Source organism: Frankia sp. AvcI1 (genome assembly GCF_001420875.1).
GTDB lineage: Bacteria > Actinomycetota > Actinomycetes > Frankiales > Frankiaceae > Frankia > Frankia alni.
Window position 1 is genome coordinate 24,745 of sequence record NZ_LJFZ01000012.1, and the last position, 23,759, is coordinate 48,503.

Annotated in this window: 13 protein-coding genes and 26 pseudogenes; 25 read left to right on the plus strand and 14 right to left on the minus strand. The window is 69.1% G+C overall.

The window, feature by feature from the left end; genetic code table 11:
* Positions 1-218 precede the first annotated feature (218 nt).
* The 5 genes and pseudogenes from UK94_RS51810 to UK94_RS51835 form a co-directional block, all read left to right on the plus strand.
* On the plus strand, positions 219-489 hold a 271-nt coding region (locus UK94_RS51810; protein WP_235487894.1), incomplete at its 3' end, for a Na+/H+ antiporter NhaA.
* Between the two features lies 1 nt (position 490).
* Positions 491-549 (plus strand): annotated as a pseudogene (locus UK94_RS51815) (hypothetical protein); the annotation flags it as partial.
* A gap of 1 nt (position 550) precedes the next feature.
* A pseudogene (locus tag UK94_RS51820) lies at positions 551-690 on the plus strand (Na+/H+ antiporter NhaA); the annotation flags it as partial.
* Position 691: 1 nt separating this feature from the next.
* Positions 692-1,324: pseudogene (locus UK94_RS51825) on the plus strand (Na+/H+ antiporter NhaA); the annotation flags it as partial.
* Positions 1,325-1,347: 23 nt separating this feature from the next.
* A pseudogene (locus tag UK94_RS51835) lies at positions 1,348-1,472 on the plus strand (hypothetical protein); the annotation flags it as partial.
* A gap of 454 nt (positions 1,473-1,926) precedes the next feature.
* Here UK94_RS51835 and UK94_RS51840 read toward each other — a convergent pair.
* From UK94_RS51840 to UK94_RS14185, 4 genes and pseudogenes are all read right to left on the minus strand, one after another.
* The coding region (locus UK94_RS51840) for a hypothetical protein (RefSeq protein ID WP_235487895.1) at positions 1,927-2,145 on the minus strand (219 nt) is incomplete at its 5' end.
* 402 nt (positions 2,146-2,547) lie between these two features.
* Positions 2,548-2,817 (minus strand): annotated as a pseudogene (locus tag UK94_RS51845) (hypothetical protein); the annotation flags it as partial.
* 594 nt (positions 2,818-3,411) lie between these two features.
* Complete coding sequence (locus tag UK94_RS14180; protein ID WP_055750216.1) at positions 3,412-3,636, minus strand: hypothetical protein; 225 nt, start codon at positions 3,634-3,636, stop codon at positions 3,412-3,414.
* Entirely contained in the window at positions 3,633-4,325 is a 693-nt protein-coding gene (locus UK94_RS14185) for a sigma-70 family RNA polymerase sigma factor (RefSeq protein ID WP_055750217.1), read from the minus strand. The genes UK94_RS14180 and UK94_RS14185 overlap by 4 nt, the downstream gene beginning before the upstream one ends.
* A gap of 563 nt (positions 4,326-4,888) precedes the next feature.
* Here UK94_RS14185 and UK94_RS51850 point away from each other — a divergent pair.
* The 12 genes and pseudogenes from UK94_RS51850 to UK94_RS51890 all read left to right on the plus strand — a co-directional run.
* Positions 4,889-5,427, plus strand: a pseudogene (locus tag UK94_RS51850) (MFS transporter); the annotation flags it as partial.
* A 99-nt stretch (positions 5,428-5,526) separates the two neighbouring features.
* Positions 5,527-5,842 (plus strand): annotated as a pseudogene (locus UK94_RS51855) (MFS transporter); the annotation flags it as partial.
* 1 nt (position 5,843) lies between these two features.
* A pseudogene (locus tag UK94_RS51860) lies at positions 5,844-5,960 on the plus strand (hypothetical protein); the annotation flags it as partial.
* Between the two features lie 8 nt (positions 5,961-5,968).
* Positions 5,969-6,139, plus strand: a pseudogene (locus UK94_RS51865) (MFS transporter); the annotation flags it as partial.
* A gap of 379 nt (positions 6,140-6,518) precedes the next feature.
* Positions 6,519-6,641: a hypothetical protein gene (locus UK94_RS73825; protein WP_256790017.1), complete on the plus strand. Its 123-nt coding sequence runs from the start codon at positions 6,519-6,521 to the stop codon at positions 6,639-6,641.
* A 294-nt stretch (positions 6,642-6,935) separates the two neighbouring features.
* Positions 6,936-8,159, plus strand: coding sequence for an IS110 family transposase (locus UK94_RS14195; protein ID WP_055750315.1), 1,224 nt, complete (start codon positions 6,936-6,938; stop codon positions 8,157-8,159).
* Positions 8,160-10,025: 1,866 nt separating this feature from the next.
* Positions 10,026-10,190: pseudogene (locus tag UK94_RS51870) on the plus strand (histidine kinase dimerization/phospho-acceptor domain-containing protein); the annotation flags it as partial.
* Between the two features lie 805 nt (positions 10,191-10,995).
* Complete coding sequence (locus tag UK94_RS14210) at positions 10,996-11,598, plus strand: hypothetical protein (RefSeq protein ID WP_055750221.1); 603 nt, start codon at positions 10,996-10,998, stop codon at positions 11,596-11,598.
* Positions 11,599-11,654: 56 nt separating this feature from the next.
* Positions 11,655-12,059: pseudogene (locus UK94_RS51875) on the plus strand (cytochrome P450); the annotation flags it as partial.
* Between the two features lies 1 nt (position 12,060).
* Positions 12,061-12,122: pseudogene (locus UK94_RS51880) on the plus strand (hypothetical protein); the annotation flags it as partial.
* Position 12,123: 1 nt separating this feature from the next.
* A pseudogene (locus UK94_RS51885) lies at positions 12,124-12,526 on the plus strand (cytochrome P450); the annotation flags it as partial.
* Between the two features lies 1 nt (position 12,527).
* A pseudogene (locus UK94_RS51890) lies at positions 12,528-13,085 on the plus strand (cytochrome P450); the annotation flags it as partial.
* Here the strand turns inward: UK94_RS51890 and UK94_RS51895 are convergent.
* The gene (locus UK94_RS51895; RefSeq protein WP_308203130.1) at positions 12,980-13,369 is read right to left on the minus strand and encodes a Na+/H+ antiporter NhaA; all 390 of its coding nucleotides are present in this window, start codon (positions 13,367-13,369) and stop codon (positions 12,980-12,982) included. The pseudogene UK94_RS51890 and the gene UK94_RS51895 sit on opposite strands and share 106 nt — an antisense overlap.
* A gap of 373 nt (positions 13,370-13,742) precedes the next feature.
* Here UK94_RS51895 and UK94_RS14220 point away from each other — a divergent pair, with 373 nt between their 5' ends.
* On the plus strand, positions 13,743-14,183 hold the full coding sequence (locus UK94_RS14220) for a hypothetical protein (protein WP_157734252.1): 441 nt from the start codon (positions 13,743-13,745) through the stop codon (positions 14,181-14,183).
* Positions 14,184-15,788: 1,605 nt separating this feature from the next.
* A partial coding sequence (locus UK94_RS51900; protein ID WP_313949508.1) for a PHB depolymerase family esterase occupies positions 15,789-16,261 on the plus strand: 473 nt, incomplete at its 3' end.
* 796 nt (positions 16,262-17,057) lie between these two features.
* Here UK94_RS51900 and UK94_RS51905 read toward each other — a convergent pair.
* The 5 genes and pseudogenes from UK94_RS51905 to UK94_RS51915 all read right to left on the minus strand — a co-directional run.
* Positions 17,058-17,451: pseudogene (locus UK94_RS51905) on the minus strand (hypothetical protein); the annotation flags it as partial.
* 1 nt (position 17,452) lies between these two features.
* A pseudogene (locus UK94_RS51910) lies at positions 17,453-17,692 on the minus strand (hypothetical protein); the annotation flags it as partial.
* A gap of 2,466 nt (positions 17,693-20,158) precedes the next feature.
* Positions 20,159-20,969 (minus strand): annotated as a pseudogene (locus UK94_RS14255) (ABC transporter permease); the annotation flags it as partial.
* Positions 20,966-21,576 (minus strand): ABC transporter ATP-binding protein (locus UK94_RS14260; protein ID WP_235487902.1); only part of this gene is annotated, 611 nt, incomplete at its 5' end. The gene UK94_RS14260 and the pseudogene UK94_RS14255, both read right to left, overlap by 4 nt.
* A 28-nt stretch (positions 21,577-21,604) precedes the next feature.
* Positions 21,605-21,673, minus strand: a pseudogene (locus UK94_RS51915) (hypothetical protein); the annotation flags it as partial.
* 290 nt (positions 21,674-21,963) lie between these two features.
* Here UK94_RS51915 and UK94_RS73830 point away from each other — a divergent pair.
* From UK94_RS73830 to UK94_RS51935, 6 genes and pseudogenes are all read left to right on the plus strand, one after another.
* Positions 21,964-22,034: hypothetical protein (locus UK94_RS73830; protein ID WP_268761354.1), on the plus strand; the 71-nt coding region annotated here is incomplete at its 3' end.
* A gap of 1 nt (position 22,035) precedes the next feature.
* Positions 22,036-22,080: pseudogene (locus tag UK94_RS73835) on the plus strand (hypothetical protein); the annotation flags it as partial.
* Between the two features lies 1 nt (position 22,081).
* Positions 22,082-22,236, plus strand: a pseudogene (locus UK94_RS51920) (transcriptional regulator); the annotation flags it as partial.
* A gap of 1 nt (position 22,237) precedes the next feature.
* A pseudogene (locus UK94_RS51925) lies at positions 22,238-22,334 on the plus strand (transcriptional regulator); the annotation flags it as partial.
* Position 22,335: 1 nt separating this feature from the next.
* Positions 22,336-22,533: pseudogene (locus UK94_RS51930) on the plus strand (Scr1 family TA system antitoxin-like transcriptional regulator); the annotation flags it as partial.
* A 1-nt stretch (position 22,534) separates the two neighbouring features.
* Positions 22,535-22,833: pseudogene (locus UK94_RS51935) on the plus strand (DUF5753 domain-containing protein); the annotation flags it as partial.
* Between the two features lie 27 nt (positions 22,834-22,860).
* Here UK94_RS51935 and UK94_RS51940 read toward each other — a convergent pair.
* The 4 genes and pseudogenes from UK94_RS51940 to UK94_RS51955 all read right to left on the minus strand — a co-directional run.
* The coding region (locus UK94_RS51940; RefSeq protein ID WP_235487904.1) for an SAM-dependent methyltransferase at positions 22,861-23,127 on the minus strand (267 nt) is incomplete at its 5' end.
* Position 23,128: 1 nt separating this feature from the next.
* Positions 23,129-23,268, minus strand: a pseudogene (locus UK94_RS51945) (SAM-dependent methyltransferase); the annotation flags it as partial.
* A gap of 1 nt (position 23,269) precedes the next feature.
* Positions 23,270-23,381, minus strand: a pseudogene (locus UK94_RS51950) (SAM-dependent methyltransferase); the annotation flags it as partial.
* 1 nt (position 23,382) lies between these two features.
* A pseudogene (locus tag UK94_RS51955) lies at positions 23,383-23,658 on the minus strand (SAM-dependent methyltransferase); the annotation flags it as partial.
* Between the last annotated feature and the right edge of the window lie 101 nt (positions 23,659-23,759).

Consider the following 23,759-nt stretch of genomic DNA (forward strand, 5'->3'; position numbering starts at 1 on the left):
GGGATGGCCCCCACGCGACGGGCAGGGCACGATCGGATTCGGTGCGGCGCCCTTGGACGTCACCGGCCGACGATGTCGGAGCGGGCCTGTGTCCGTCCGGCACTTTCGACTGCGGCAGCGCGCATGTCCTCTTCGATCCGACTACGGTAGGAAGTAGTGGTGCGCCGGGAAGTCTGGTCGGCAGCGTGTGACCTGACCCCTCGGCTAGGAGCCCCGCCATGAGCCAGACCCCGCCTCGCCGGTTCAACCTGTTCGACCGCGGGTCGTGGCCCGAGACCCGCCGCATCGCCGCGATCCTGCGCAGGGAGACCATCGGTGGCGCGCTGCTGCTCACCGCCACGGTCCTGGCCCTCGCCTGGGCGAACTCACCGTGGTCGGACTCCTACCAGTCGATGCTGTCCTACCAGCTCGGCCCGTCCTGGGCGCACCTGAACCTCACCCTGGCCCAGTGGGCCGCCGACGGCCTGCTGGCAATCTTCTTCTTCGTCGNCGGCCTGGAACTCAAACGCGAGTTCGTCGCCGGAGATCTCCGCGACCCTCGGCGGGCCGNCGTCCCGGTCGTCGCCGCGCTCGGTGGCGTCGCCGTCCCGGCCATCCTCTACACGCTGATCAACCTCGGCGGCGGCGCGTCGCGCGGCTGGGCGATCCCGACCGCCACCGACATCGCCTTCGCCCTGGCCGTGCTCGCGGNCATCGGCCGGCATCTGCCTTCCGCGCTACGCACGTTCCTGCTCACCCTCGCGGTCGTCGACGACCTGCTCGCCATCGTCATCATCGCCGTCGTCTACACCCGCCACCTCTCAGTCCTCCCGCTGCTGGGCGCCCTGGTGCCGCTGGCGGTGTTCACCCTGCTGGTGCAACGCCGGGTGCGCTCATGGTGGCTCCTGCTGCCCCTTGCCGCCGCCACCTGGACACTGGTCCACGCCTCCGGCGTCCACGCCACCGTCGCCGGCGTGCTGCTGGGCTTCGCCGTGCCGGTACTACGCAGCCAGCGGGCCGGCGGGCCCGATGCAGGCCCGGGGCTGGCCGAGCACTTCGAGCACCGCTGGCGGCCCCTCTCCGCCGCAGTGGCGGTACCGGTCTTCGCGTTCTTCTCCGCCGGGGTCACCCTCGGCGGCCTGAACGGACTGACCCACGCCCTCTCCGACCGCGCCGCCGTCGGCATCGTCATCGGCCTCGTCGTCGGAAAGCCGCTGGGAATCATGACCGCCACCTACCTGGTGGCCCGCTTCACCCGCGCCACCCTCGACGACGGGCTGGCCTGGGTCGACGTCGTCGGCCTGGCGGTCCTCGCCGGTATCGGGTTCACCGTCTCTCTGCTCATNGGCGAACTGGCCTTCGGCACCNGCAGTGAACGCGACGACCATGTCAAGATTGCCGTCCTGACCGGTTCCCTGCTCGCCGCCCTGCTGGCCGCCGTGGTGCTTCGCCTCCGTAACCGTGTCTACCGCCAGATACACGAAGCAGAATGAGGTGCCCCGGATATAGGACCGAAGAAGAGGCGCGGACGGACGCGGAGAAGGAGATCGTCAAGATCCGCGCCGGTCGGCAACACGTTGAGCAATCGACCGTCGGCCAGTAAGTGGACACCTGGCTCGCGGGAAAACGGCGCGTGAGAACAACAGGACTCGCATTGGTCGGCGAGTGGCCGAAGGATGNGGCTGCCCGCCCACATACCCAGCGCAGCGCCGAACAGTGATGGGGGCCGGTGGCGGCCGGTGAGGTGCCCCGAACTCGCCCGGCAGATGCCGCCAGGCACAGCCCGCGGTCAGCACGTAGACCACCGCGGTGAACACCGCCCGATCGGAGATCGGAGCGGTCCCCCACCCTGATGACGGGTCTCGAACCCGGGAGGATACGAACCGCGGTCAGCTGCTATTCAAGGATGAGCAGCTTACCGCGGCCTCGGGCTGGCGGTGCGCGCTTTCAGCCCGGGTGATGGGTGAAGCTGAGCGTGTGCTGGCTGGCTTTTTCGACCGCGATCACGAAACAGACGCGGTCACGGCCGCGGCTCGGGAAGGGCATGTTGGTGTACTTCACGCTGATCGGATCCATGTAGCGGCAGCCCTCGTCGGGGCGTTCGTCGACACCACGGCCCTTCAGCGTGGCCATGCGATAGGGATTGAGGAGATCGACGACGGACAGNCCCACCCGGGGGTCACGGCGCATGTCCATGGCCTTCCAGCTCCGGTCGGAGGTGCAGACGAGTATGTGATCGCTCTCGACGCCGACCCACACGACCTGGTTCCGGGGGGNGCCGTCGGCGCGCAGGGTGGAAAGGTGCACGTAGTTGGGCGCATCGAGCAGCACTCGAATCCCATCGGGAATGGGGATCATGGATAGTCGCCTGTCGTCGTGAGCACAAGAATGAGCAGTCCGGCGCTGGTAGGCCGGCGCGGGGCCGCCGCGGTCGCGGACTCATCCCGCGCGGACGCGGCGAGCTCATCGCCTTTGCCGGGTTGGGCGTCGGGTAGCGCGACGATTCCCAGTCGCGCCGTGATCGCCTGCCTCTCTGTTCCGCGGATGGTGTGGTGAGCGCGTCGGCGGTCAGAGGGCGAGCTGGTCGAGGGCATCGAGGATCTGTCGGGGTTCGGAGCGGGTGCTGTAGTCGGGGTGGACGTCGATCCAGCGGAGCACATGATCGGCGTCCAGGATCACTGTGGTCGGCATCGGCAGGGTGACCGTGGCGTCGGCGTTCACCATCGTCAGGTCCAGGCCTAGTTGCAGCTGGGCCGCGCGGGCGTCTCTCGATGGCGCGGTGAGGATGCCGAGCTGTCCGGCGATGCTGTTGCCAGGATCGGAGGTAACCGTGAAAGCNAGGTGGTTCTTGTCCTGCATGGACAGCGACCCGTCCGGCGCTTGCGGGCTGATCGCGACGAGGGTGATGCCGCGATGCGTCAACTGGGGTAGCAGCTGAGCCTGGTAGGTGGCCAGGGTGATGTTGCAGTAGGGGCACCAGGCACCCCGGTAGAACGCCAGCACCGCCGGCCCGGTGCCGGTCGCGGCGTACAGGGTGATCGCGGCGCCGTGTGGGTCGAGTAGGGCCGCGTCGGTGACGACGGTGCCGACCGGCGCGATCCCGGCGGGAAGCCCAGCGGTGGCCAGCTCGGCGCGCTCCCGACCGAAGGCGCCCATGGTCTCGTTCGCCGGCTGGGTGGCCATCGTGGCGTGCATCTCCGCGACGCGGTCGGTGATGGTGGTGGTGGCAGTCGTCATGGTCCGGCTCCCGATCCTGTGAGGTCNTGGCTGTCGGCGATGGAACTCCTTCGACGAATGAGCCTCGGGAACGGGCCGGTTCTTACCTGCGTCGACCAGAAAAGTTCAGCCGGAGCGCGGTACCGGGCCGGTGGGGAGGGCCGGAGTCGATGTGGCTGGTTGGCTGCTGCGGCGAGGGCGAGGGCGCGCGGCGGTTCAGGTGCTGAGTCCGGCCGCGGCCAGCAGACCCTGGAAATCGTCGCTGCAGGGTCCGCACGCGCTCAGGTGCGCCGCGACCCCGGGGCAGCGCCGCGCCGCCTCGTCGGCGCCGTCGGCCAGAACCAGTTCGACGTACACGTGCAGAACACGCATCGCCTGCTCGCAACCGACGTCGCGGGGATCGGTGCGTAGGAACCGGTCCAGCTCCGACCAGCCGGTCATGCTCGCCCCCCTGCATCCCCGTCAGCGGCAGCTGCTACCGCTGCATCACCGGAGGTGATCAGGTACCCGTTGGCCGCGAGTGCGGCCCGCAGCTTACGTCGCGCGTCGAACATCGTTTTGTAGATCGCGTTACGGCTCGATCCCAGCTGGAGCGCCAGAGCGTCGAGTGGCACGCCGTTGAGCACGATCGCGACGAACACCCGCCGCTGCCGCTCGGTCAGATCGTCCTCGACGGCCCGGCGCAGCGCTGTGATCAGACTCTGCCACTGGGCCTGATCGGCCGGGCCCATCCCGAACCGGTCGGGCAGCCGTTCCCAGTCCTCGGCATCGAGCGCGACGGGCGCCGTGGGGTGCTGCCAGAAGTGCCTACCGATCTTGCTGGAGATCTCGAAGATCACAAACTTGTAGGCCCAGGTCGTGAACCGGCTCTCGCCACGGAACTGGTCGAGTTTGCCGGTGATCGCCAGCAGTGCGTCGGCCGCCGCCTGGTGGGCGAGATCGTCGAGTTCCGGGCCGGTGATCCGTAACTGACCGCCACGGCGATGTATCTCGGCGCGGGCGACGCGCAGCAGCAGCGCGTGCAGCCGAGCCAGCGCCTGGTCTCGTTCCGCTCCGGCGCCGCCGAGGGTTCGTATCCACTCCGCGGAGGCGGGGTCCGGCCTGCCGGGAGGAAATGCCTGTCTGTTCACAGGCGGTTCCGCCGACGGCATGACGCCGATCCTACGTAGCGGTGGCTCTGACAGCCCGGAGCCGGCCAGGTGAACGAGGCAGGCCGTCGGGCTCACCTGGNCGTTGACGCGGGGCGGCGGGAGGTACGGCAGCGCGGCGCCGGCCGTGTCCGGCGGGGCTGCGGCAGCCTTCCAGGCTGGGCGTGACGTGCCGCCTCGGGAACGCAGGCTGTTCACGGGCCCCGCGCAGGTCGTCACTCGCCTTCGGTGGGTGCCACGGAGGGGTAGCTGTCCCAGCCAGCACGCCGCCATGCCGGCCCCCATGGCGTCCGTCTCCGCGTCCGGCGATCCGGCGGCCGACTGGCGNCCGTCCGCACGCCAACCTATTGTGTCTGTAATAGAGATAATCTGATACAGAGGTTCTGGNGGTGCCCTGGACAGGCGACGTCCGTCTCCGAAGGAGCGAGCCACGATGAGTTCCGGCGTACNCATCCCGGGACACCAGTGCACGCTGGTGCACCTNCTCACCCGCGAGAACGCGCGTCCCCGCACGGTCCGCGAGCATCCGGCTGGCTGGTGGCTGNCTGTCGCCACGGTCTGCTTCGGCGCGTTCATGGGGCAGCTCGATGCCAGCATCGTGACCCTCACCTACGGGCCGCTGCGCACCCAGTTCCACGCCCCTCTCGCTGCCGTCGAATGGGTGTCCCTGGACTATCTGCTCACCCTCGTCGCCCTGCTCGTCCCGGTCGGCCGGCTTTCCGACACCCACGGCCGCAAGCTGTTCTACCTCTACGGATTCCTCGTCTTCACCGCCGCGTCCGCGGCCTGCGGCCTGGCCCCCACCCTCACCGTCCTCATCGGCTTCCGGGTCGTCCAGGCCGTCGGCGCCGCGATGCTGCAGGCGAACAGCGTCGCCCTCGTAACCACCAGCGCCCCCCGCCCCCGCATGCGCGCCGCCCTCGGCGTCCAGGCCGCCGCCCAAGCCCTCGGTCTTGCGCTGGGACCCACCATCGGCGGCCTACTGGTCACCACCATCGGCTGGCGCTGGGTCTTCGGCATCAACGTCCCCATCGGCGTCATCGCTCTCATCGCCGGTTACTACCTGCTACCCCGCACCCACCAGNGCGCCCGACCGGCCCGCTTCGACTGGGCTGGTCTGGCCCTCCTCGCTACCAGCACGACTGCCCTGCTGCTGGCCGTCTCCGCCGTCTCCGGCCTGAACCTGCCCCTCGCGGCCACCGCCGCGCTCACCGCACTCACCCCCCTGGCGGCCTACGGTCTGGTTCTCCGCGAACGTCGCACGGCCGAACCTCTGATCGACCTGCGCCTGCTGCGCGCCGGTGCTCTCGGTTTTGGTCTACTCGGCGCGCTGTGCGGCTACCTCATCCTGTTCGGGCCGCTCGTTCTCGTGCCCATCGTCCTCGTCGGCCACGGCATCTCCCCCCTATGGGCGGGCCTGGTCCTCACCGCCCTCCCCGCCGGCTTCGCCATCGCCGCCAGCGGCGCTGGCGCGGTCCTGCCCGGCCGGTGGACCGACCNCCGCTGCTGCGTTGTCGGCGCCGTCACCTGCATGGCCGCTCTCGCCGCCATGCTCGCCGCGCCGCTGGCCACACCCTGGCTGATCCCGCTGCTCATGATGCTGGGACTCGGCCTTGGNCTCTACNCCCCCGCCAACAACACCATGATCATGAGCGGTATACCCGCCCACGCCACAGGCGCCGGCGGCGGACTGGTCAACATGACCCGAAGCCTGGGAACAGCCATTGGCGTCGCCATGGTCACGCTCGCCCTGCACCTCGCGACCGGTACCGTCGGACCCCGCCTGGCAGTCGCCGNCCTCACCGCAACTTCTCTCTTCATGATCATCCCGATTGTCATCCACCCGAGGAGCCGAGGTGCCNCAGGCGGCGATGTGGGCGGGCAGTGAGGAGTTCAGGCGAAGGAGACGAAACAGNGCAGCCACAGGTAGCACGAACGTGACGCCAGTGGCGAGGCCATGAACATCGGCGACCAGAACCGCGGTGATCGGGGCCATGGCGACGTGGGGGATAACGTAGGGGATATTGTCCACGGCTCCGGAGAGGCCGCCGTCCGACAGCGTTCTCGCCTGTCTGCGGCGCCCGCCGCTTTCAACGCTGTCCCCCTGTCGCCAGGGACGATCCGGGAGCCGGGACCTCCTGCCGGGCCGGAGAACATGATGTCGATGGTCATGCGATGACGGGCCCAGGCCATGTCATCAGGAACGCGGCGACCCCCGGCGCCGACTACTTCACCCGACGCCGCGACCCCGCCCGCCAAGCCCAGCGCCTGATCAGCCAAGTCACCTCGCTCGGCTAACAGGTCACCGCCACACCACAACCAGCCGCCGAACCAGGCGTCGAAGCCGCCTAATGGGAGCTACCGGGTCGCCGTAGGGCAGGCTCGGTGCCGGTAGCCGCCGGTAGGTGAGCACTCTCGCCGCCTGGACTGAAGTTCGAGTCCTTGTGTCAGATCGTGCCCCTGCCGGTGGTCGGGAGAGCGGACCACCGATGGGATGTCNTGCCCGTGATCGTGCGTGAGCACTTGACCATTAGGGCGTGGTGGATCTCCCGTGGGCTGCCGGTCCTGCTGCCGGAGCGTGGGGAGGCCTGGGTGCTGTTCGTCGGGGACGACTGGGCGGAAGATCATCACGATGTGGAGGTGCAGGACGCCACCGGCCGGCGCCTCGCGAAGGCGAGGCTGCCAGAGGGGCTGGCCGGGATCACCCGGCTGCACGAGCTCGTCGGCGCGCACCTGGCCGAGGACGCCGGCCCGGACCAGGTGGTGGTCGGGATCGAGACGGACAGGGGGCCGTGGGTGTCGGCGCTGGTCGCGGCGGGTTACCAGGTGATCGCGGTCAACCCGGTGCAGGCGGCCCGCTATCGGGAGCGGTACTCGACTTCGGGTGCCAAGAGCGACGCCGGTGACGCGCACGCGCTGGCGGATATGGTCCGTACCGACCGTCACCAGCTGCGCCCGGTCGCCGGCGACAGCGACCTGGCTGACGCGGTGAAGATCGTGGCCCGGTCGCACCAGACCCTCGTCTGGGACCGGACCCGTCAGGTCCAGCGGCTGCGCGCCGCGCTCGTCGAGTCGTTCCCGGCCACGCTCGCCGCGTTCGACGACCTCGACGCCGCCGACACGTTGGAACTGCTCGGCAAGGCCCCGACCCCGGCCGCGGCGCGGCGGCTGACCGTCGCGCAGCTCTCGGCCGCTCTGAAGCGGGCCCGCCGCCGCGACATCGCCGAGAAATCACGGAAGATCCGGGCCGCGTTCCAGGCCGCCCAGCCGCCCGTTCGCCCGGCCACCGCCGCCGCCTACGGCGCGGTCGTGCGCGCCCAGGTCGGGCTGATCGGCACGCTCAACGCCGAGATCGACCGGCTCGGGGAGCAGGTCGAGGCCCATTTTGGCCAGCACCCGGACGCTGAGATCTACCGGTCCCAGCCCGGACTGGGAACGGTCCTCGCCGCCCGGGTGCTCGCCGAGTTCGGAGACGACCCGAAGCGCTACGCCCACGCAAAGGCCCGCAAGAACTACGCCGGGACCAGCCCGATCACCCGCGCCTCCGGGAAGAAGACCGTCGTGATGGCCCGCTACGCGCGTAATGACCGGCTCGCCGACGCCCTGCACCAGCAGGCCTTCTGCGCGCTGAACGCCTCACCCGGCGCCCGCGCCTACTACGACACGCTGCGCGCCCGCGGCACCGGCCACCACGCCGCCCTACGCCAGCTCGCCAACCGCCTCGTCGGCATCCTCCACGGCTGCCTCAAGACCCGGACCCCCTACAACGAGGCAACCGCCTGGCCACAGACCGTCACACTCGACGCCGCCGCTTGACATCTAAAAACATGGGATGTCTGACAGCCGGGGCGCCCACTGCGGTCACCTGACCGGACAGGTCACCTTTTCCCGCTAGGTTCTTTTCTCTCCGTTGGGTTCTTTCCGGCCGCGGNCACATGCCTTTCACACGATCGCGTCAAAGACTGCCGCGGACGGAGTTGACCGAGGACGGGAGTGTGGATGTCGGACTGGAGGCAGGTCCCATCGAGGCTTGGAGAAGGTTGGACTCCGCCGCGCTCTGGTCGGTGACGATGCGCGACGACGAGATGTTCCTCATGCCGACCGTCCTCCGAACGGCGCGCTCTGGGGTTCGCAGCGACCTCGCGAGGAACCCGGACGGCTCGATTGACAGCGGCCGGCGTTTTTCCACCAGGAACCAGCGAAAGGCGGCTGATGCGCCCGCACACCGACCGGCAGCTCGTCCTCTCACCACTCCGCACCTTCCGGCGCCGTCGCTCGGCCGGTCGTCCCGGCACCGGCCGGCTGACCGGCAGTCCCCGGACCAGGACAAGGCTCGAGGATCGCAGCACGGTTCCTCGCTGACAGCACCACCAGCACACGATCGACCCGGACAACGCCGTTCTTGGAAGGAAACCGAGTGGACCAACGAGATCAGACCGTCCAATGGGGCGTCACGGCGGACGACGACAGGCGATCCGCCGGCTGGCAACTCCCGCGGTCCTTCCGGTGTTTGCTGGCGCTCGCGATGACCCTCCTCATCGGGCTTGGGGCCACCGCCTGTCGAGCCGCCACCGCCTCGACAGCGCAGCCTGCGACTGCGACTGCGACGACCTTTCCGACTGCGGCAGACGCCGCGGTCGTCGCCAGTGCCGCCCCGACGCGGTCATCCATGCCACCGGGAAGTGCGGGCGCAGGCGGTCCTGGGTCCCTGGCCGTCGACATCACCTCTCCGGTCGCTGTTGCTGGCCATGCCTCCACGGCTGTCAGCTGCCAGTCCACTGCGCGGCGCTACGTCGAGTCCGGGACCACGACCGTCAACGGCAGGACGGTGTCGCAGAGCGTCCGGGTCATCGNCTACAACGGGTCTGGCAGCTACCCGGCTGTGATCACGGTGTCCGTCGTCGCGCCGGATTCCGGCCATTACGCGATCGACGCGGTCCCAGCGACCGTCGACATCACCTCGGCGGGTGGCTCCATGTCGTTCAGCGCGAGCACGACCGCCGGACCCACCCTCGCTGGCTCGATCAGCTGGGCCTGTGCCGGCTGATCCGTCAGCCGGCCGGCGCGGAGGGCGTCGATCCGCGCATCCACCCAGCCGCATCGAGTCCGGTCACCGTGCGGCCGATGCGCACGTGGGGTGCGGCGTACATGGCTGGCCGGCCCGACGGTGGCAGCGGGGCCAGGACAAGTTGGCGGCCGGCGTGGGGCGAGGATGNGGGATCTTTCCGGTTCTACGTGTGAAGAAAGGCGAGCCACCAGTTCCCCTCGGCATCGACGAGCGGTTCGGCTCCGCCCGGCCCGACACCCGCGTTCCCGGTGCGCAGGAAGGGTTCGGTGTCGCGGTGCAGGGTTCGAGCGGCCCGGCGCGGGCGGCGGTCGCGGTGACGTAGTCGGGGACGTGCCAGTCGCCGGCAGAGTAGATCAGATCGAATCGGCCGCCGGTCGGACGGTTGTCCGGGTGTGCCGCCGGCCGGTGTTCCGCCGGTGGCCGTACCCGCCAGGCCCGTCGCGCCGCCCGACGGCCCAGGGGCGGTAGTCCCCGCGCCGGGTGCGCCGGCCCACGCGGTCGACGAACCGGTCGAGACAACCCGGCCCACCAGCACCATCCCGGCTGCGGCGAACGCGAGCACCACCACCACGACCATCGCCATCACGGGGGCCGCGGTCGGTGCCCGGCGCGAGACCCCCCGGGCGTCGGTCTGGGGCTACATCGACCTGCTGCGGCAGGGTGCGGTTCCGCCGTCAGGGGCGGGCGCCGCGCTGCGTCGGATTCAGGAAGAGACCCGACGGATGAGCGCGCTCGTGGACGACCTGCTGCACCTGGCCCATCTCGACGAGCAGCCTCCGCGTGGAGGGTCCGCCACTCGCCGGCCACGGTCATGCTCACCGCGGCGTCGGTCGGGCAGATGGCAGACGGAACGCCGATGTGGCTGACATCGAACTCGAGTGTTGGCGCGGTCTGCTGGTCCCATGTCGGNCTACACCGTAGAGCTTCCCGCGCCGGCCCGCCCGCCGGGCCACCGGTTCCGGCTGGTGGTCGGCGTGGTCGTGCTGGCCGCCACCGTCCTGGTGGTGACCGACCGCCTGCTCGTCCGGGTCGTCGAGCACCGACTGGCCACCCGGCTGGCCTGCCTGGGGATGCTGAGTGACGGCGTTACGGTGCACGTCGGCGGATTCCCGTTCCTGACCGAGGTGGCTACCGGGCAGGTTTCGTCGGCACGGGTCACGGCGGGCGCAGCCGGCCCGAGGGCGCGGCTGGTCGCTGTGACGATCGACCTGCGCGATCTGCGGCTCCCCCCGATGGCCGGCCTGGTCGGCTCGGGCGGCGGGGCGAAACTCGCGATCGGGTCCGCGACGCTAGGCGCGACGGTCCCGTACGGGACGCTGCGCAATCTGATCAGTGCCGGTGCCGGCGGCCTGGACGTGGGCGGCGGTGCCACCGCGCGGACAACCGCCACCGGAACCACCGCCAGCGCAGTCGCCGCCCCCGGAGCCGCCGGCGGCGGCGTGAGATCGCTCGGTGGTCTTCCGTTCGGCGCGCACCTCGATGCCGTCACGTCGAGCGGGCAGGGCGTGCGGGTCCAGATGTCGATCAGTGGCGTCACATTCGACCAGCAGACGGTCGCCCACCCGTCGTGCGGAGGTGCCTGACATGGCCCGCTCGGACACACATACCGCCGCTGCCGGCCGCGTCGACGACTCCGGCTCCGGCCTGGCGGCGGGCGGGCGCGCCTTCGCTCTGGCCGTCGTGGGCCGGCGGCTGCTTCTCGTTCCGGCCGCCCTGCTCGTCCTGCGGGGCAGCGAGGCGGCGCTCGCCGCAGCCACGGTCGGCTTGTTGCGGCTGATTCCGGTCAACCAGGCTGCTGCCCGTCTCCACGTTTCGGGACTGGCCAAGGTCGAGGTGTACCCGCACACGGCCGCGACGGCGCTTGTCACCCTGGCCCTGTCGGCCATGCTGGCCGCCGTCCTGCTGCGGTCGCGGTCCACGCTCGCGCAGTTCGTGGCGATCAAGGTGTTCGCGCTGGTGGTGGCGACGGCGATCACCGGCGTGTACGCCCCGGGGTCGCTGCGAGCACAGATCGCTGTCGCCTGCGTCGGCGCCGGCGCGGTCGTCCTGATGTGGTCACAGATGCGGGTGGCGGTGCCGCGGGTACTGGAAACGGTCAACATCCGCCATGTCGACGATCGCGCCGCCGACATGCTGCTCGTTGTAAAAATCAGCGTCCTCGTCGCCTTGATCGTCCTGCTCGGATGAGCCCGCCGACCGGCCGACCGGCCACCAGGCCACCATGCCAACCAGGAAAGGTTCCGATGACCGCTATCCCGATCTTCCCCGACTCGCGGGACACCGGCCCCCGACCGGCCGAGGAGGTGCCCGGGCCCGCCGGCGGCCCGCTCTCGGCGATGCGTCTGATACGCGCCGATCCACTGGCCGGCCTGACCCGCCTGCGCCGCGAGTACGGCCCGGTCGTGCGCCTGAGTTCCCGGCCGGTCTCGGCGTTCCTGGTCGCGGACCCGATCGCGATCGGCGACGGGCTCGTCGGGTCGAACCGCACCCACGCCAAGGGCGCGGTACGGCGCGGGTTCGGGTCGAACGAGACCGTGGTCCAGCCGTTGGCGATGCTACTCGGACAGGGCCTGCTCACCTCGTCCGGCGAGGTCCACCGCCGGCAGCGCCGACTGATGCAGCCTCTGTTCCACCGCGAGCGCATCGCCNGATACGGCGAGACGTTCGCCCGCATCGCCAACGAAACCGCCGCCACCTGGCGTGACGGCCTGNGGCTCGACGTCCATGCCGAGATGACCGAGATGACGTTGGCGATCGTCGCCCGCACTCTGTTCGGCGTCGACCTCGACAGCGAGGTGATCGCCGTCGTGCGTACCGCGATCAGCGCGAACATGCCGGCCGCCAGGTCGGCCCGGATGCCGGGGTTTGAGACGTTCGAACGGCTCCCGCTGCCCGGGCCCCGGCGGCGGCGCGCCGCGCGCGAATCGCTCGACCGGGTCGTCTACGACCTGATCGAGGACCGGCGCAGGGCCGGCGCAGGCGGCGACGATCTCCTGTCGCTCCTGCTGTCCACCCGCGACGCCGACACCGGCGCCGGCATGGCCGACGAGGAGGTGCACGACGAGGCCCTGACGATCATGCTGGCTGGACACGAGACGACGGCCAACGCGCTGAGNTGGACCTTCCACCTGCTGGGCGGCAACGCGGAGGTGGCGGCCCGGATGCACGCCGAACTCGACTCGGCCCTGGCCGACCGGATCCCGGCGATGGACGACCTGCCCCGGCTGCCCTACACGGACGCGGTGCTACGCGAATCGATGCGGCTCTACCCGCCGGTGTGGGCGATGGGCCGCCATCTGACCGAGGACCGCGACGTCGGCGGCTACCTGCTGCCGGCCGGTTCGACGCTGCTGTTCAGCCAGTGGGTGGTGCACCGCGACGAACGCTGGTGGCCGGACCCGGAGCGCTTCGACCCGACCCGCTGGCTGGGCCCGGCCAGCGGCGTCGGCGCGGCTCCGCCCAACCAGCCGCGCTACTCCTACTTTCCGTTCGGCGGCGGGCCGCGCCAGTGCATCGGCAACACGTTCGCCCACGCCGAGGGGGTTCTCGCCTTGGCCGCGATCAGCCGTCACTGGTCGTTCGAGCCGATCGCGGGCGTCGAGATCGTCCCACAACCGCTCGTCACGTTGCGCCCCCGTGACGGCCTGCCCATGACCGCGCACCACCGCAACTGAAGGGCCGGGGCCATCGCCGGCCGGTCCTCGGCGGCGGGCCCGTCGGCGGCCCACCTGGCCAGGTTGAGGTTCAGGTGCTGCCAGGGCAAGCTGACCCGGTGGGACAGCATCGACTGGTACGACTCTGACCACGGCGAGTTCGCCCACCCCGGGGCCAGAACCGTGGCGGCGAGCAGCAGCGCGCCACCGATGACCTCCCGGCGCAGGATGGCGGCGATCCGGCGGGCCTCGGGCCACGACCTGCGGTCAAACACGCTGAACCTGCGAGGTGCGGTCTGGGCCACGGCGGCGCTTCTAGCCAAGAGGTTTGGTCACACGCTGCCGACCAGGCTTCCCGACGGACCGGCCCGCTGCCCCAGCCGCGCCAAGGAGACCGCGCGCGTCGCCGCAGTCGGTACCCCCGCCTTTCTCCCTCCTTTGCTCCTTCGGCCGGGGCCCCCACCCCCTACGCCACCCTGGCCGCCGACGCCTGCACCGCCGATTAGCCGCAGGCCGGCCTCGACGCTGCGCTCACATGCAATCCGAACGGAACGTACAACTACGACAAATCCGGAGGAAGCAGTCTCGGTTGTGGAGAATCCACCGCTTCCGAGAGTTCTGAGGAGTGCAGTGATGGGATGTCATCGCAGACCCGCCAGTCGCCGCGCCGGCGCCAGGATGGCGGGTCTGACCGCAGTGGTCGGCGCCACCGTGGCGGTTGGTCTCACCCCCGCGGCGAACGCCGCAACACCGGCGGCGGTGGGGACCGGGACCGGTTCGGTCACGGTGTCGATCCTCGAACCGGTGGCCGTCAACGGCACCGTGAACACGACCGTCACCTGCACGACCGGCCATGTGTACCAGGCGTCCGTCACCAGCGTGCCGATCGGGGGCGACGTGCTGTCGTTCACCGTCCGGGCCCCCGGCTACCACGGACCGGGCACCTACCCCGCCGTCGTCACCGGGCAGCTGACCGAGGCCGACGGCACCGTCATCACCCTGCCCGCCGGGCCGGTGCCGACCACTGTCACCACCGGCGGCGGCTCTTTCACCGTCGCCGGGCAGACCCCCGGCGGCACCGCGATCGACGGCTCGGTCGCCTGGACATGCTCGCCGTGAGCACATCACGGCTGCGGCGCGGTTGGTCGCTGAGCCTGATGACGATCACGGCGACCGTCCTGGCCATGCCGGCGCTGGCCAGCGCAGCGACGCCGACGTTGACCACGCCCGCCTGTGCGTGGCGGTTGGAGACCACGCCGTCCACCACCAACGTGGCCTTCCCTGACAGCGACGCCACCTACTGGACGACCCCGTTCACCGTGCAGGACGGCCTACAGGTCACCGTCTCGGGTTCNTATGCCGACGCGCGCTACACATCCCTGACGGTCTATGACAGCAACCGATCGCCTTTCATGACCAACGGCGTCAGCTCCAGCCTGCCGGACTACCTGACAGCACCGGATGCGGGCAGCACCAATCCCTGGCAACAGACCGCCGCGCCCAGCGGACACTTCNCCGTCNCCCTGAGCCAGAACGCGGCGACCGGTGAGACCAACACCGTGCCTCTCGCCCCCNCCGGCACTCCGTCCGGCCGGACCGGGTATCTCATCTACCGCGCCTATCTGCCGGCCGACGGTAACCCCTCCAGCATCCCCCTGCCGACCCTGACATTCGACCAGGACGGCACGTCGGTCACCCCGCCAGCCTGCGGTTCCACCCCGTCGTCCGACCCGCCCACCGTCGCCGAGGCGACGGTGTCGAGCGCAGCCGACTCTGCGGGACCCCAGTTTGCCCGCGGTTCCTCCGGCACCGGCGGTCTGTTTCCCAATCCGGACAACGCCTACCTGTCGGAGGAGCTGACCCCACCCACCGGCAACACGGTTCTCGTCATCCGCGGGAAGGCTCCGCGAACACCGCAGTCCAACGACCCGATGCCATGGCCCTCCGCCNCCTCGGACATCCGCTACTGGTCGTTGTGCGACAACCTGGCCATCCCGCCTCTGCCGGTCGTCGTCAACACCCTGCCCGACGGCAGTCTGGACTACGGCTGCCGGGCCGACTACAAGACCGGCCTCGACTCGACCGGTTACTACACGTTCGTGGTCGGTACCGAGGCGCAGCGATCGGCGATCGAGAACATCCCGGGAGCAACGTTCGTACCGTTCTCCAACGCCGACCCGACCACCCAGCACATACTGCTGTTTCGTAACCTTCTCGGCGGCGGGTTCGATGAGTCGGTCCAGGACGTGCCATCTGACAACAGACCCGCCTCGGCCGCAGTCGTCATGAAGGACTACTACCCGCGGTCAGCCCTCTGCTCGCTGTCCACCCTTTCCGCCGACGGCCCGCAGGCATGCCTCCGCAGCTCCTGACCATCGGGACAGCAGGCGAACGGGTTCCGACTGGTGCGTTTCAAACGTCGGCACCGCAGGTGCCGGCCGGGATGGTTGCTCAACCACAAGGGTTGTCATGCTTTGTCGAGATCGACAGGTCTCCTGCCTTGAACTGCCGTCCGTGTCGGCTGCCGTACCCAACTTCAGTCGTTGGTGGCGGCCCTCGGTACCGATCACACTTGCGTTGCTGATGCTTGTCCTGGCCGNCTGCAGGTCGTCGTCCACCGGCGTCCCTGCCGGCGCGTCCACGACTTCCGCAGGCACTCAGGCCATCCCGCCCGGGTCCTCGACCCAGACCCTCACCGTCGGCGGCGTCACCCGCACCTTCCACCTGTACCGCCCGGCGACCATGGCCGGGCCGGCGCCGCTTGTCGTGATGCTGCACGGCGGCTACGGCAGCGGCAGCCAGGCCGAGAAGTCGTACGGCTGGGACGCCGAAGCCGACAGCGGGCACTTCCTCGTCGCCTATCCTGACGGCCTCAACAGGGCCTGGAACGTCGGCGGCGGCGGCTGTTGCGGCCAACCAGCCCGGGACAACGTCGACGACCTCGCCTTCCTCACCCGAATGGTCACCACCATCGAACACGCAACCCCGATCGATCCACGACGGGTGTATGCCACCGGGATCAGCAATGGCGGCATCATGGTCTACACGCTGGCCTGCAAAACCCGGATCTTCGCCGCCATCGGCCCCGACTCGGCCACTGAGATGGCCGACTGCCCGTCCCCCGCGCCCATCTCGGTCATCCACATCCACGGCACCACCGACATCCGTATCCCCTACAACGGCGGACCAGGCCACAANCGCGACGCGACCATCGACGGACCGGCCGNCCCCNCCCTGAACGCCGCCTGGCTCCGGACCGACCACTGCGCCACGCCCACCGTCACCACCGCCGGTGTGGTGACCACCTCCGAAGCGACCTGCGCCGACCACCGCGGCGTCAAGCTCATCACGATCGCCGGCGCCGGGCACCAGTGGCCCGGCGCGAAGCCAAACGTCCTCGTGCAGAAGCTGCTGAACAGCGACCCGCCGTCCACCGCGCTCAACGCGACGCAGGTCATCTGGCGGTTCTTCAGCACCCATCCGCAGCCGTAGGGACACCCCGGCGCCCGACGAGCGGCGGGCGGCGCCCTCCTACCTGCGATGATGTGGCTGACGGTGCGGCCGAGTCATGCCTGACGTGACCCGATGCACCGATATCTGTCGAGCCGTGGGGCGTCGCGCGGATCGGCGACGCAGCCGGCGCCGCGCTGCCGTACCTCCCGCCGCTCCACGTCAACGGTCAGGTGAGCCCGACGGCCTGCCTCGCTCACCTGGCTGGCTCCGGGCTATCTGACGATGGTGAACGCCGACGCCACGGTCACACTGCCGATGCCGACCACGGCGATCCTGGATGCTGATCATGTGCTCCGCTGGCTCGACGTTCACCCCGACTACAGCACCCGCTCNGAAGCCCGAGGCAGGCGATTAGTCCCTGGCCCCTTCGATCTGGGTGTGGGTGTCGCTGCGTAGCTGCGCGACCAGCTTGCGAGCGGTGGGAGCACCGACGTGGAGCCGTTTGCGCAAGGTTTCCGCAGAGATCGGGCGCTGGTGCTNCTGCCAGTGCAGCACGTCCTCGGCGCGCGCCCGGTGGAGCAGATCTTGCTCGCGAGCATTGCTCCGACCCCGGCACTGCCCTGTCTTTCCTTCCCCTACCTCGGTCGTCGGCGATGAACTTGCTGGCGTGCCTTGCTCCAGATCGGAGGCGGCATCGTCTGCCAGCGATCCTGACGGTGTGCTGTTCGGCCCGGCTGGTTGAACGCTCTGGAGGGGGTTGGCGCCGTCGTCTGGCTGCCTTGTGTGGGGTACCGCTGGCACGGGTGCCGTGGGGCCGAGGTCTCCCGGTTGCCCGGATGCTTCGTTCGCTGCGAGTGGGCGATTGGTGGATGTGGGCTGGACTGCCACGGTCTCGATGGCCTTCATGGTTTGGACCAGGCCCGGCCCGACCTCGNCCCAGCCGATCAGTAGAAGGGGACCGACGGCGTCGAAGGCCGCTCTTCCGTAGTTCCGTTCGATGAGAGGTTCGGCGACGTTCAGCGCCAGCGTGACGAACCCGGCGAACACGAGCAGCCGCAAGGCCGGTCCCATCTGTCGAGCGCTCGCGCCGCCGAGTGCCAGCTGGTGGATACCGATCAAGAGACCGATCACGGACAGGTCCACTGCTGGAGCAACCAACGGCGCGACGTACGGTGNCACACCGAGCTGAATCCCCAGCGTCCACGAGTTGCCGAACCCGAACAGGAAGCTAAGTCCCATCACCAGCACCATGATCATGGTGACGCCAGAGGTGGCGGAGTGTCCCCTCCTGCCCGCAGCGCCGTCGGCAGGTCGGTCGCTGGACGCTATCATCGGCTGCCTCNACGTGCGGGAAGCTCAAAATCGCGTTCGATGGTGAGCCGGCCTGACGCCGAAGTGCTGGTCAGTTCTGCACGGGTCTGCTGCGTATCCCGTTGGGGGCACACCTCGTCGACCAGCCTCAAGTGCCCGCCTACCAGGCACTGTGGTCTGGTGTATCCCCTGGGACCGGCCGGCTGTGTCCGGCTCGGGCTGGTGAACTCCGGTGGTCCGCGCCGAACTGGCGCCGAAATTCGGCGGCTACGTCTGGTCGGGCTCGCCTGGCCCGCCCCTCTGCTCAAGGCAGGCCGGCTTCCAGCCGAGGGTCTTCTCGATCCGGCCTCTCATCCGCAGCTCCTCCCCGTCGAGGCACTTCACGTAGATCTTGTTGTCCTCCTGATCGCCGCCACATTCATCGGAATCGGCCAACTGATCACGTGTGATCAGATCCTGANGGGCTGAGGCCGAGGCTGCGTCGAGGGCCGGTCACCGATCCGGCGGCCACGTTGGGAAGTCGGGGCAAAAGGTCGAGAACGACCTGGCGGTGGCAGGCCGACTCGTCATGCTCGACACACAGGACGGCGGTGGGGTGCTCGCGACCGCGGGACGCGAGGAGGTCGAGCGCCTGGGTGGCGTCTGGATGGTCGATCTGCTGTCGGTAGACGCGGCAGCCTTCATCGACGCGGCCGGTGCGAAACGGTTCGCGGTTGTGCTTGGGGTTGCCGAGCGCGCGTAGGTGCAGGTAGTCGATGCCGGCTTCATGGAGGGCATCGCGTAGGCGGGTCTTGCTGAAGCCAGGGCGACGGCTGACGGCGTTGAGGCGGATGTCCGCGACGGTGCCGACCCGCCAGTCAAGGAGGTAGCTGACGAAAGCATCGAGGGTGCGGCCCTCATAGCCGACCGACACGAACTGACCCGCTCGGGGTGCCATGGCGGCCGCGAGGAGGTCGTCAAGGGTGGTGTCGAACGTGGCGGCAAGGGCGGCAACCGTGAACAGCCGGGGGTTGACAGTCCGCTGCTGCTCGATGCGTGCCAGGGTCACCGGAGAGATGCCGGCTGCTTCGGCAAGCGCGGCACGACTGAGGTTGAGCTCCTCGCGCCGTGTACGGATATGGGCACCCAGCCGACGGCCGGCATCGACGTTGGGCCGGTCTTCTTCGCGGGTTCGTCCAGNCACGCTCGGTAGCCTACCCTCGGTGATCAAAGTGGTAAAGGAAACTCTGCTCGGGTCAGAAGAGGGATAGCTGGGGTCTTGCTGGTGGCCACACGACTCCGAGGACCATGAACGAGTTGGGGAACTGGTGAGCATTTCCGATCATGAAGTAGGTGTCCCGCTTCGGACTGGCGAGCTCTTTGAACCACTTCTGGCGGATCTTGCCCAGGACCTGCTCGTCGCCGTATCGGGCCCGCCAGGAGCGGTATGCCTGCCCGATCTCCCAGTCGATGATCGAGTGGNGGTGGCCGCTACAGGTGCTCACCTGACAGTAGTACCGGTAGCGGAACTTGAACGGCAGCTCCTCCAGAGACTCCCGGCTGCGTTCGGGCTCACCGAGACGCATCTGGTCGATCACGCCACGTTGGCTCGCGGTCCAACCGGCCGCCGGCTCCACGGAGAAGTCGAAGACCTCGCGCGGCTCGATGACGGCCAGTGAGGTGTTGTCGGCGCGACGACGCTCGTGGACGCCACCAGGGCCGCAGACGCTGGGCTGGAGGAACGGTTCGAGGTGCCAGCGGCGTTCCGCCCAGTCCTTCCCCGTCTCCATGAACCTCCCTCGCTGAATGGTGTCAAGGATCGGCCGATAGCTCTCGGGTCGTCGGTCTTCCGATCCGCGTCGGGCTTCGAGCTCGATGAACTCCCACTTCCGGAACTGCTGTTCGCGAGGAAGATCGCGAAAGTGCACCGGAAACAGCCGAACCCACTCGTGGGGGATCACATCCGTCCGGATCCCCGCCACACACACTGCCTCGCCGTACTTGTCCGAGACGGTCGGGTACGCCTTCACCGTCACGAACACGGTCATCCGGATGCGACCATGATGCGCAATCCCGTCGTGACCCACATAGCGACGATCACATGCCGCACGCCTCTATGTAGTCCTTTCGTGTCGATCGGGTAGAAGTTGACGCTCGATCCCTTGGACTTGTTTGCTGGTCGTCACGTGGTGGCTGTGGGTCGGGGAATGCGCCGGTAGCGATGCTGCCCGGGGGCAACGGCGACGATCTCGGAGTCCGTCCGTTCCGCGAGCTGCTCGCTGAACACGGTGTCGGCGTCGATGGGGGTCAGGATCGGCGGCGGGGGGTGTGCCAGGCGCCGACGGCGATGNGGGCGGCCAGCCCGAACAGCCAGAACAGCGCTAGGCCGAACAGGGAGGACACTATGATCGCGGCAAACAGCGGTGCGGACTGGAGGCGCTGGGTGTAGTCGTCGATGAGGCTGCCGATGCCCGGCTGCCCCTGCCGGAAGAAGAAGTCGCCGACGATCGCGCCGATGACCGACAGCCCGGCGGAGATACGCAGCCCCGTGAACACCGCGGGCAGGGCGCTGGGGAACTCGAGGTGGACGAGCCTTGCCCACCGGCCGGCCTGGCGCAGCGTGAACAGGTCATGCTGCTCGGCGTCGGTCGACCGGAGCCCGAACAGGGTGTTGGTGATGATGGGGAACAAGGCGACCAGGACGCACACGACGGTACGGGACCAGAATCCGTATCCCAGCCAGAACCCGATCAGCGGCACGATCGCGAGGATCGGGATCGTCTGGAGCGCCACCGCCCAAGGGTAGAACGACCGCTCGACCCAGCCTGCCTGGCTCATCAGCACGGCGAAGACCATCCCGAGGGTGGCGGCGATGGCGAGCCCCACGAGCGCGACCTTCGCCGTCGCGCCCAGTCCCCTCAGGGTCTCGTGGAAGGTGGTCCAGTCCCCGAAGCCGTCGGTGACGACCTCGTGCGGCGGCGGCAGGAGGAAGCGGCGGCGGGGGGCCAGCGCGAGGTAGGTCACGGCGTACCAGACGCCGACGACGGCGGCCAGCACGACCAGCGGCGGCCCGGCCCCGCGGGCCGTGCGGTGCAGGCGGCCAGGGCGGCGAGGGCTCTCGGCCGCCGGGGCCGCGAGCGGTGCCCGGGCAGTCGCCGTCATGTGAACGACTCCTGCAGCGCCGCCGAGACGGTCCGGGCGACGTCGCCGAAGGCGGCGTCGAAGCGCAGGTCGGCGGGCCGCGGGTAGGCGAACGGGACGTCGACCTGCGCGAGGACCCGCCCCGGTCGGGCTGACAGGACGACGACCCGGTTGGCGAGCCAGACCGCCTCCACGACCGAGTGCGTGACGAACAGGCCCGCGAACCGCTCGCGGGCGTGGAGCCGCTGCACCTCCTCGCCGAGCCGCTGCCGGGTGATCTCGTCGAGCGCGCCGAACGGCTCGTCGAAAAGGAACAGCGACGGCCGCACCGTGAGCGCCCGGGCGAGCGAGACCCGCATCCGCATGCCGCCGGACAGCGCCGTGGGCCGGTGCCGCTCGAATCCCTCGAGCTCGGTGAGGGAGATTGCCGCGGCCACGAGTTCGCGCCGCCGTTTCTTCGGCACGCGGTCGAGTTGGGCGAACAGGCCGACATTGCCCTCAACGGTGCGCCACGGCAGTAGCGTGGGATCTTGAAAAACGTAGCCAGGGGTGTTGGGCCCAACGGCAATCGTCCCACTGGAGGGCTCGGTCAACCCCGACGCGATCCGCAAGAGCGTGGATTTCCCTGNACCCGAAGGCCCGACCACCGTCACGANCTCGCCGTCGGCGACTTTAAGTGACACTCCCCGCAACGCGTCAGTGCCATCGGGGAAGGTCTTTCCCACGTCGTCGAATGCCAATGNGATCCCCGGCATAATGGGCATCGGCTCTCCCTTCCTGGCCCGGAGCCGGGCCGTCGGCGACCTGTCGGCGTCCTTTCTGACCGAATCGTAGCCCGCTGGCACGGGGCGTTACCGGGCGCACCCTGACGTCGTCCCGGTGTCAGGGCCGGGAAACAGTCCCGGAGCGAGGGCCGCCAGCTCGGTTGTCCCGGCGCTGTGTGGTGAACCCGGCTACCTGACTTCCATCATCATCCGGTACGCTGAAGAGAACGTGGCCGGATGAAGGCGGGGGAATGACGCTGCAACGGGCAGGCGGCCCGATAGTGCGCCGCATTGTACTGGGCACGCAGTTGCGGAGACTCCGNGAAGCGAAAGGCATTAGCCGGGTGGATGCTGGCTACAGCATCCGGNCATCCGATTCGAAGATCAGCCGGTTGGAGTTGGGTCGGGTCAGTTTCAAGGAACGCGATGTGGCCGACTTGCTGACACTGTATGGAGTCACGGACGAGAGGGACCGCTCGCCGCTGCTCGAACTCACCCGTCAGGCTAACGAGCCCGGTTGGTGGNAGGGTTTCACCGACGTGGTGCCGGGGTGGTTTCAGCCATACCTGGGCCTGGAGGAAGCGGCGGTCCTGATCCGGACCTACGAGCTTCAATTCATCCCNGGCCTCCTCCAGACCAAGGATTACGCCCGTGCCGTCATGGCCGGAGCTCGCCAGGTCGACGGCGCCGACGCCGTCGAACGTCGGGTCCAGGCGCGGATAAGTAGGCAGGCCATTCTCGACCGGCCAGATCCGCCCCGGGTATGGGCGATCATTGACGAGGCGGCACTGTGGCGCTCGGTCGCCGGGCCGGCCGTCATGNAAGGCCAGCTCGAACACCTGATCGCCCTGAACGCGAACCCGAACATCACCATCCAGGTGATTCCATTCAACGTCGGCCCCCACCCCGCCGAAGGGGGCGCTTTCAGCATTCTGCGGTTCGGTGAGCCGGACATCACCGATGTCGTTTACCTGGAGCACCTCACGGGCGCCGTATATCTCGACAAGCCGGACGACGTCACCCGCTACACGCTCGCCATGGACAATCTGGTGCTCAAGAGCACGACGCCCGACGACACGGCAAAGGTCATCGAAAAAATCGCCTCGCAGCACGTCGCGTGACGCCCGCTTCCGACCGAAAGGCGGAAGTCAGGGCTTCCGGCCGACGCCACACAGGTCGTCGATCGCCCGGGGCGGTTCGGCCGAGGGGCCTGGCCGCCACAACGGCGTCGAGACCAGACCCGGCTCGACGAGTTCGAAACCGTCGAGAAAACGGGCCACCTGCTCGGGGGTGCGCATGTGGTACGGAAAGCTCTCGTGCTCGTGGAGATCGTGGATGGCGTCGGCACGGTCCTCGCCCATCACGGCGTAGGTGCCGTCCTTGAACACAAGATAGCTGCCGGCGGGCAGGGATTCNCACAGCTCGCGCACGATCGCGTATGCCTCGTCGAGGTCGGCCACGTTTCCCATGATCCCGAGCATGATCAATCCGATCGGCTGGGTGAAGTCCAGGGTCTCGCGGGCGGCCTGGAGGATCTTCTTCGGCTCGCGGACGTCNGCATCGACGTAGTTGGTAGCCCCCTCGGGCGTGCCGACCAGCAGGGCCCGCGCGTGCGCCAAGACCAGCGGATCGTGGTCGACGTAGACGATCCGCGAGTCGGGGACGATCCNCTGCGCTACCTCATGGGTGTTGTCGGCCGTCGGCAGGCCGGTACCGATGTCGAGGAACTGCCGGATACCCACCTCACCGGCCAGGTAGGTGACCGCGCGGCCGAGAAAGGCCCGAGCCTGCCGGGCGATCTGCACAATCTCGGGGAGCAACTCGTAGAGCCGGTCGCCGAACTCGCGGTCCACCGGATAGTGGTCCTTCCCGCCCAGCCAATAATTCCACACCCGCGCCGAGTGCGGCACGGTGATGTCGACAACGGGTGTCGAAGCGTCGCTCATGAGTAACGTTCCCTTCGCCGCGTGGTCACAAGGACCCGATGCTCATCATAGGGACCGTCCGGGGCGGCCCCGCCCCGGACGGCGCCCTTCTTCCGTCGCCG

What these genes read in the sequence shown, in the direction of transcription:
- UK94_RS14220 (WP_157734252.1), top strand. Translation starts at nt 13,743, where the DNA reads ATGGCGGGTCTGACCGCAGTGGTCGGCGCCACCGTGGCGGTTGGTCTC.
- UK94_RS73825 (WP_256790017.1), top strand. Translation starts at nt 6,519, where the DNA reads ATGACGGGCCCAGGCCATGTCATCAGGAACGCGGCGACCCCCGGCGCC.
- UK94_RS14210 (WP_055750221.1), top strand. Translation starts at nt 10,996, where the DNA reads ATGGCCCGCTCGGACACACATACCGCCGCTGCCGGCCGCGTCGACGAC.
- UK94_RS14180 (WP_055750216.1), bottom strand. Translation starts at nt 3,636, where the DNA reads ATGACCGGCTGGTCGGAGCTGGACCGGTTCCTACGCACCGATCCCCGC.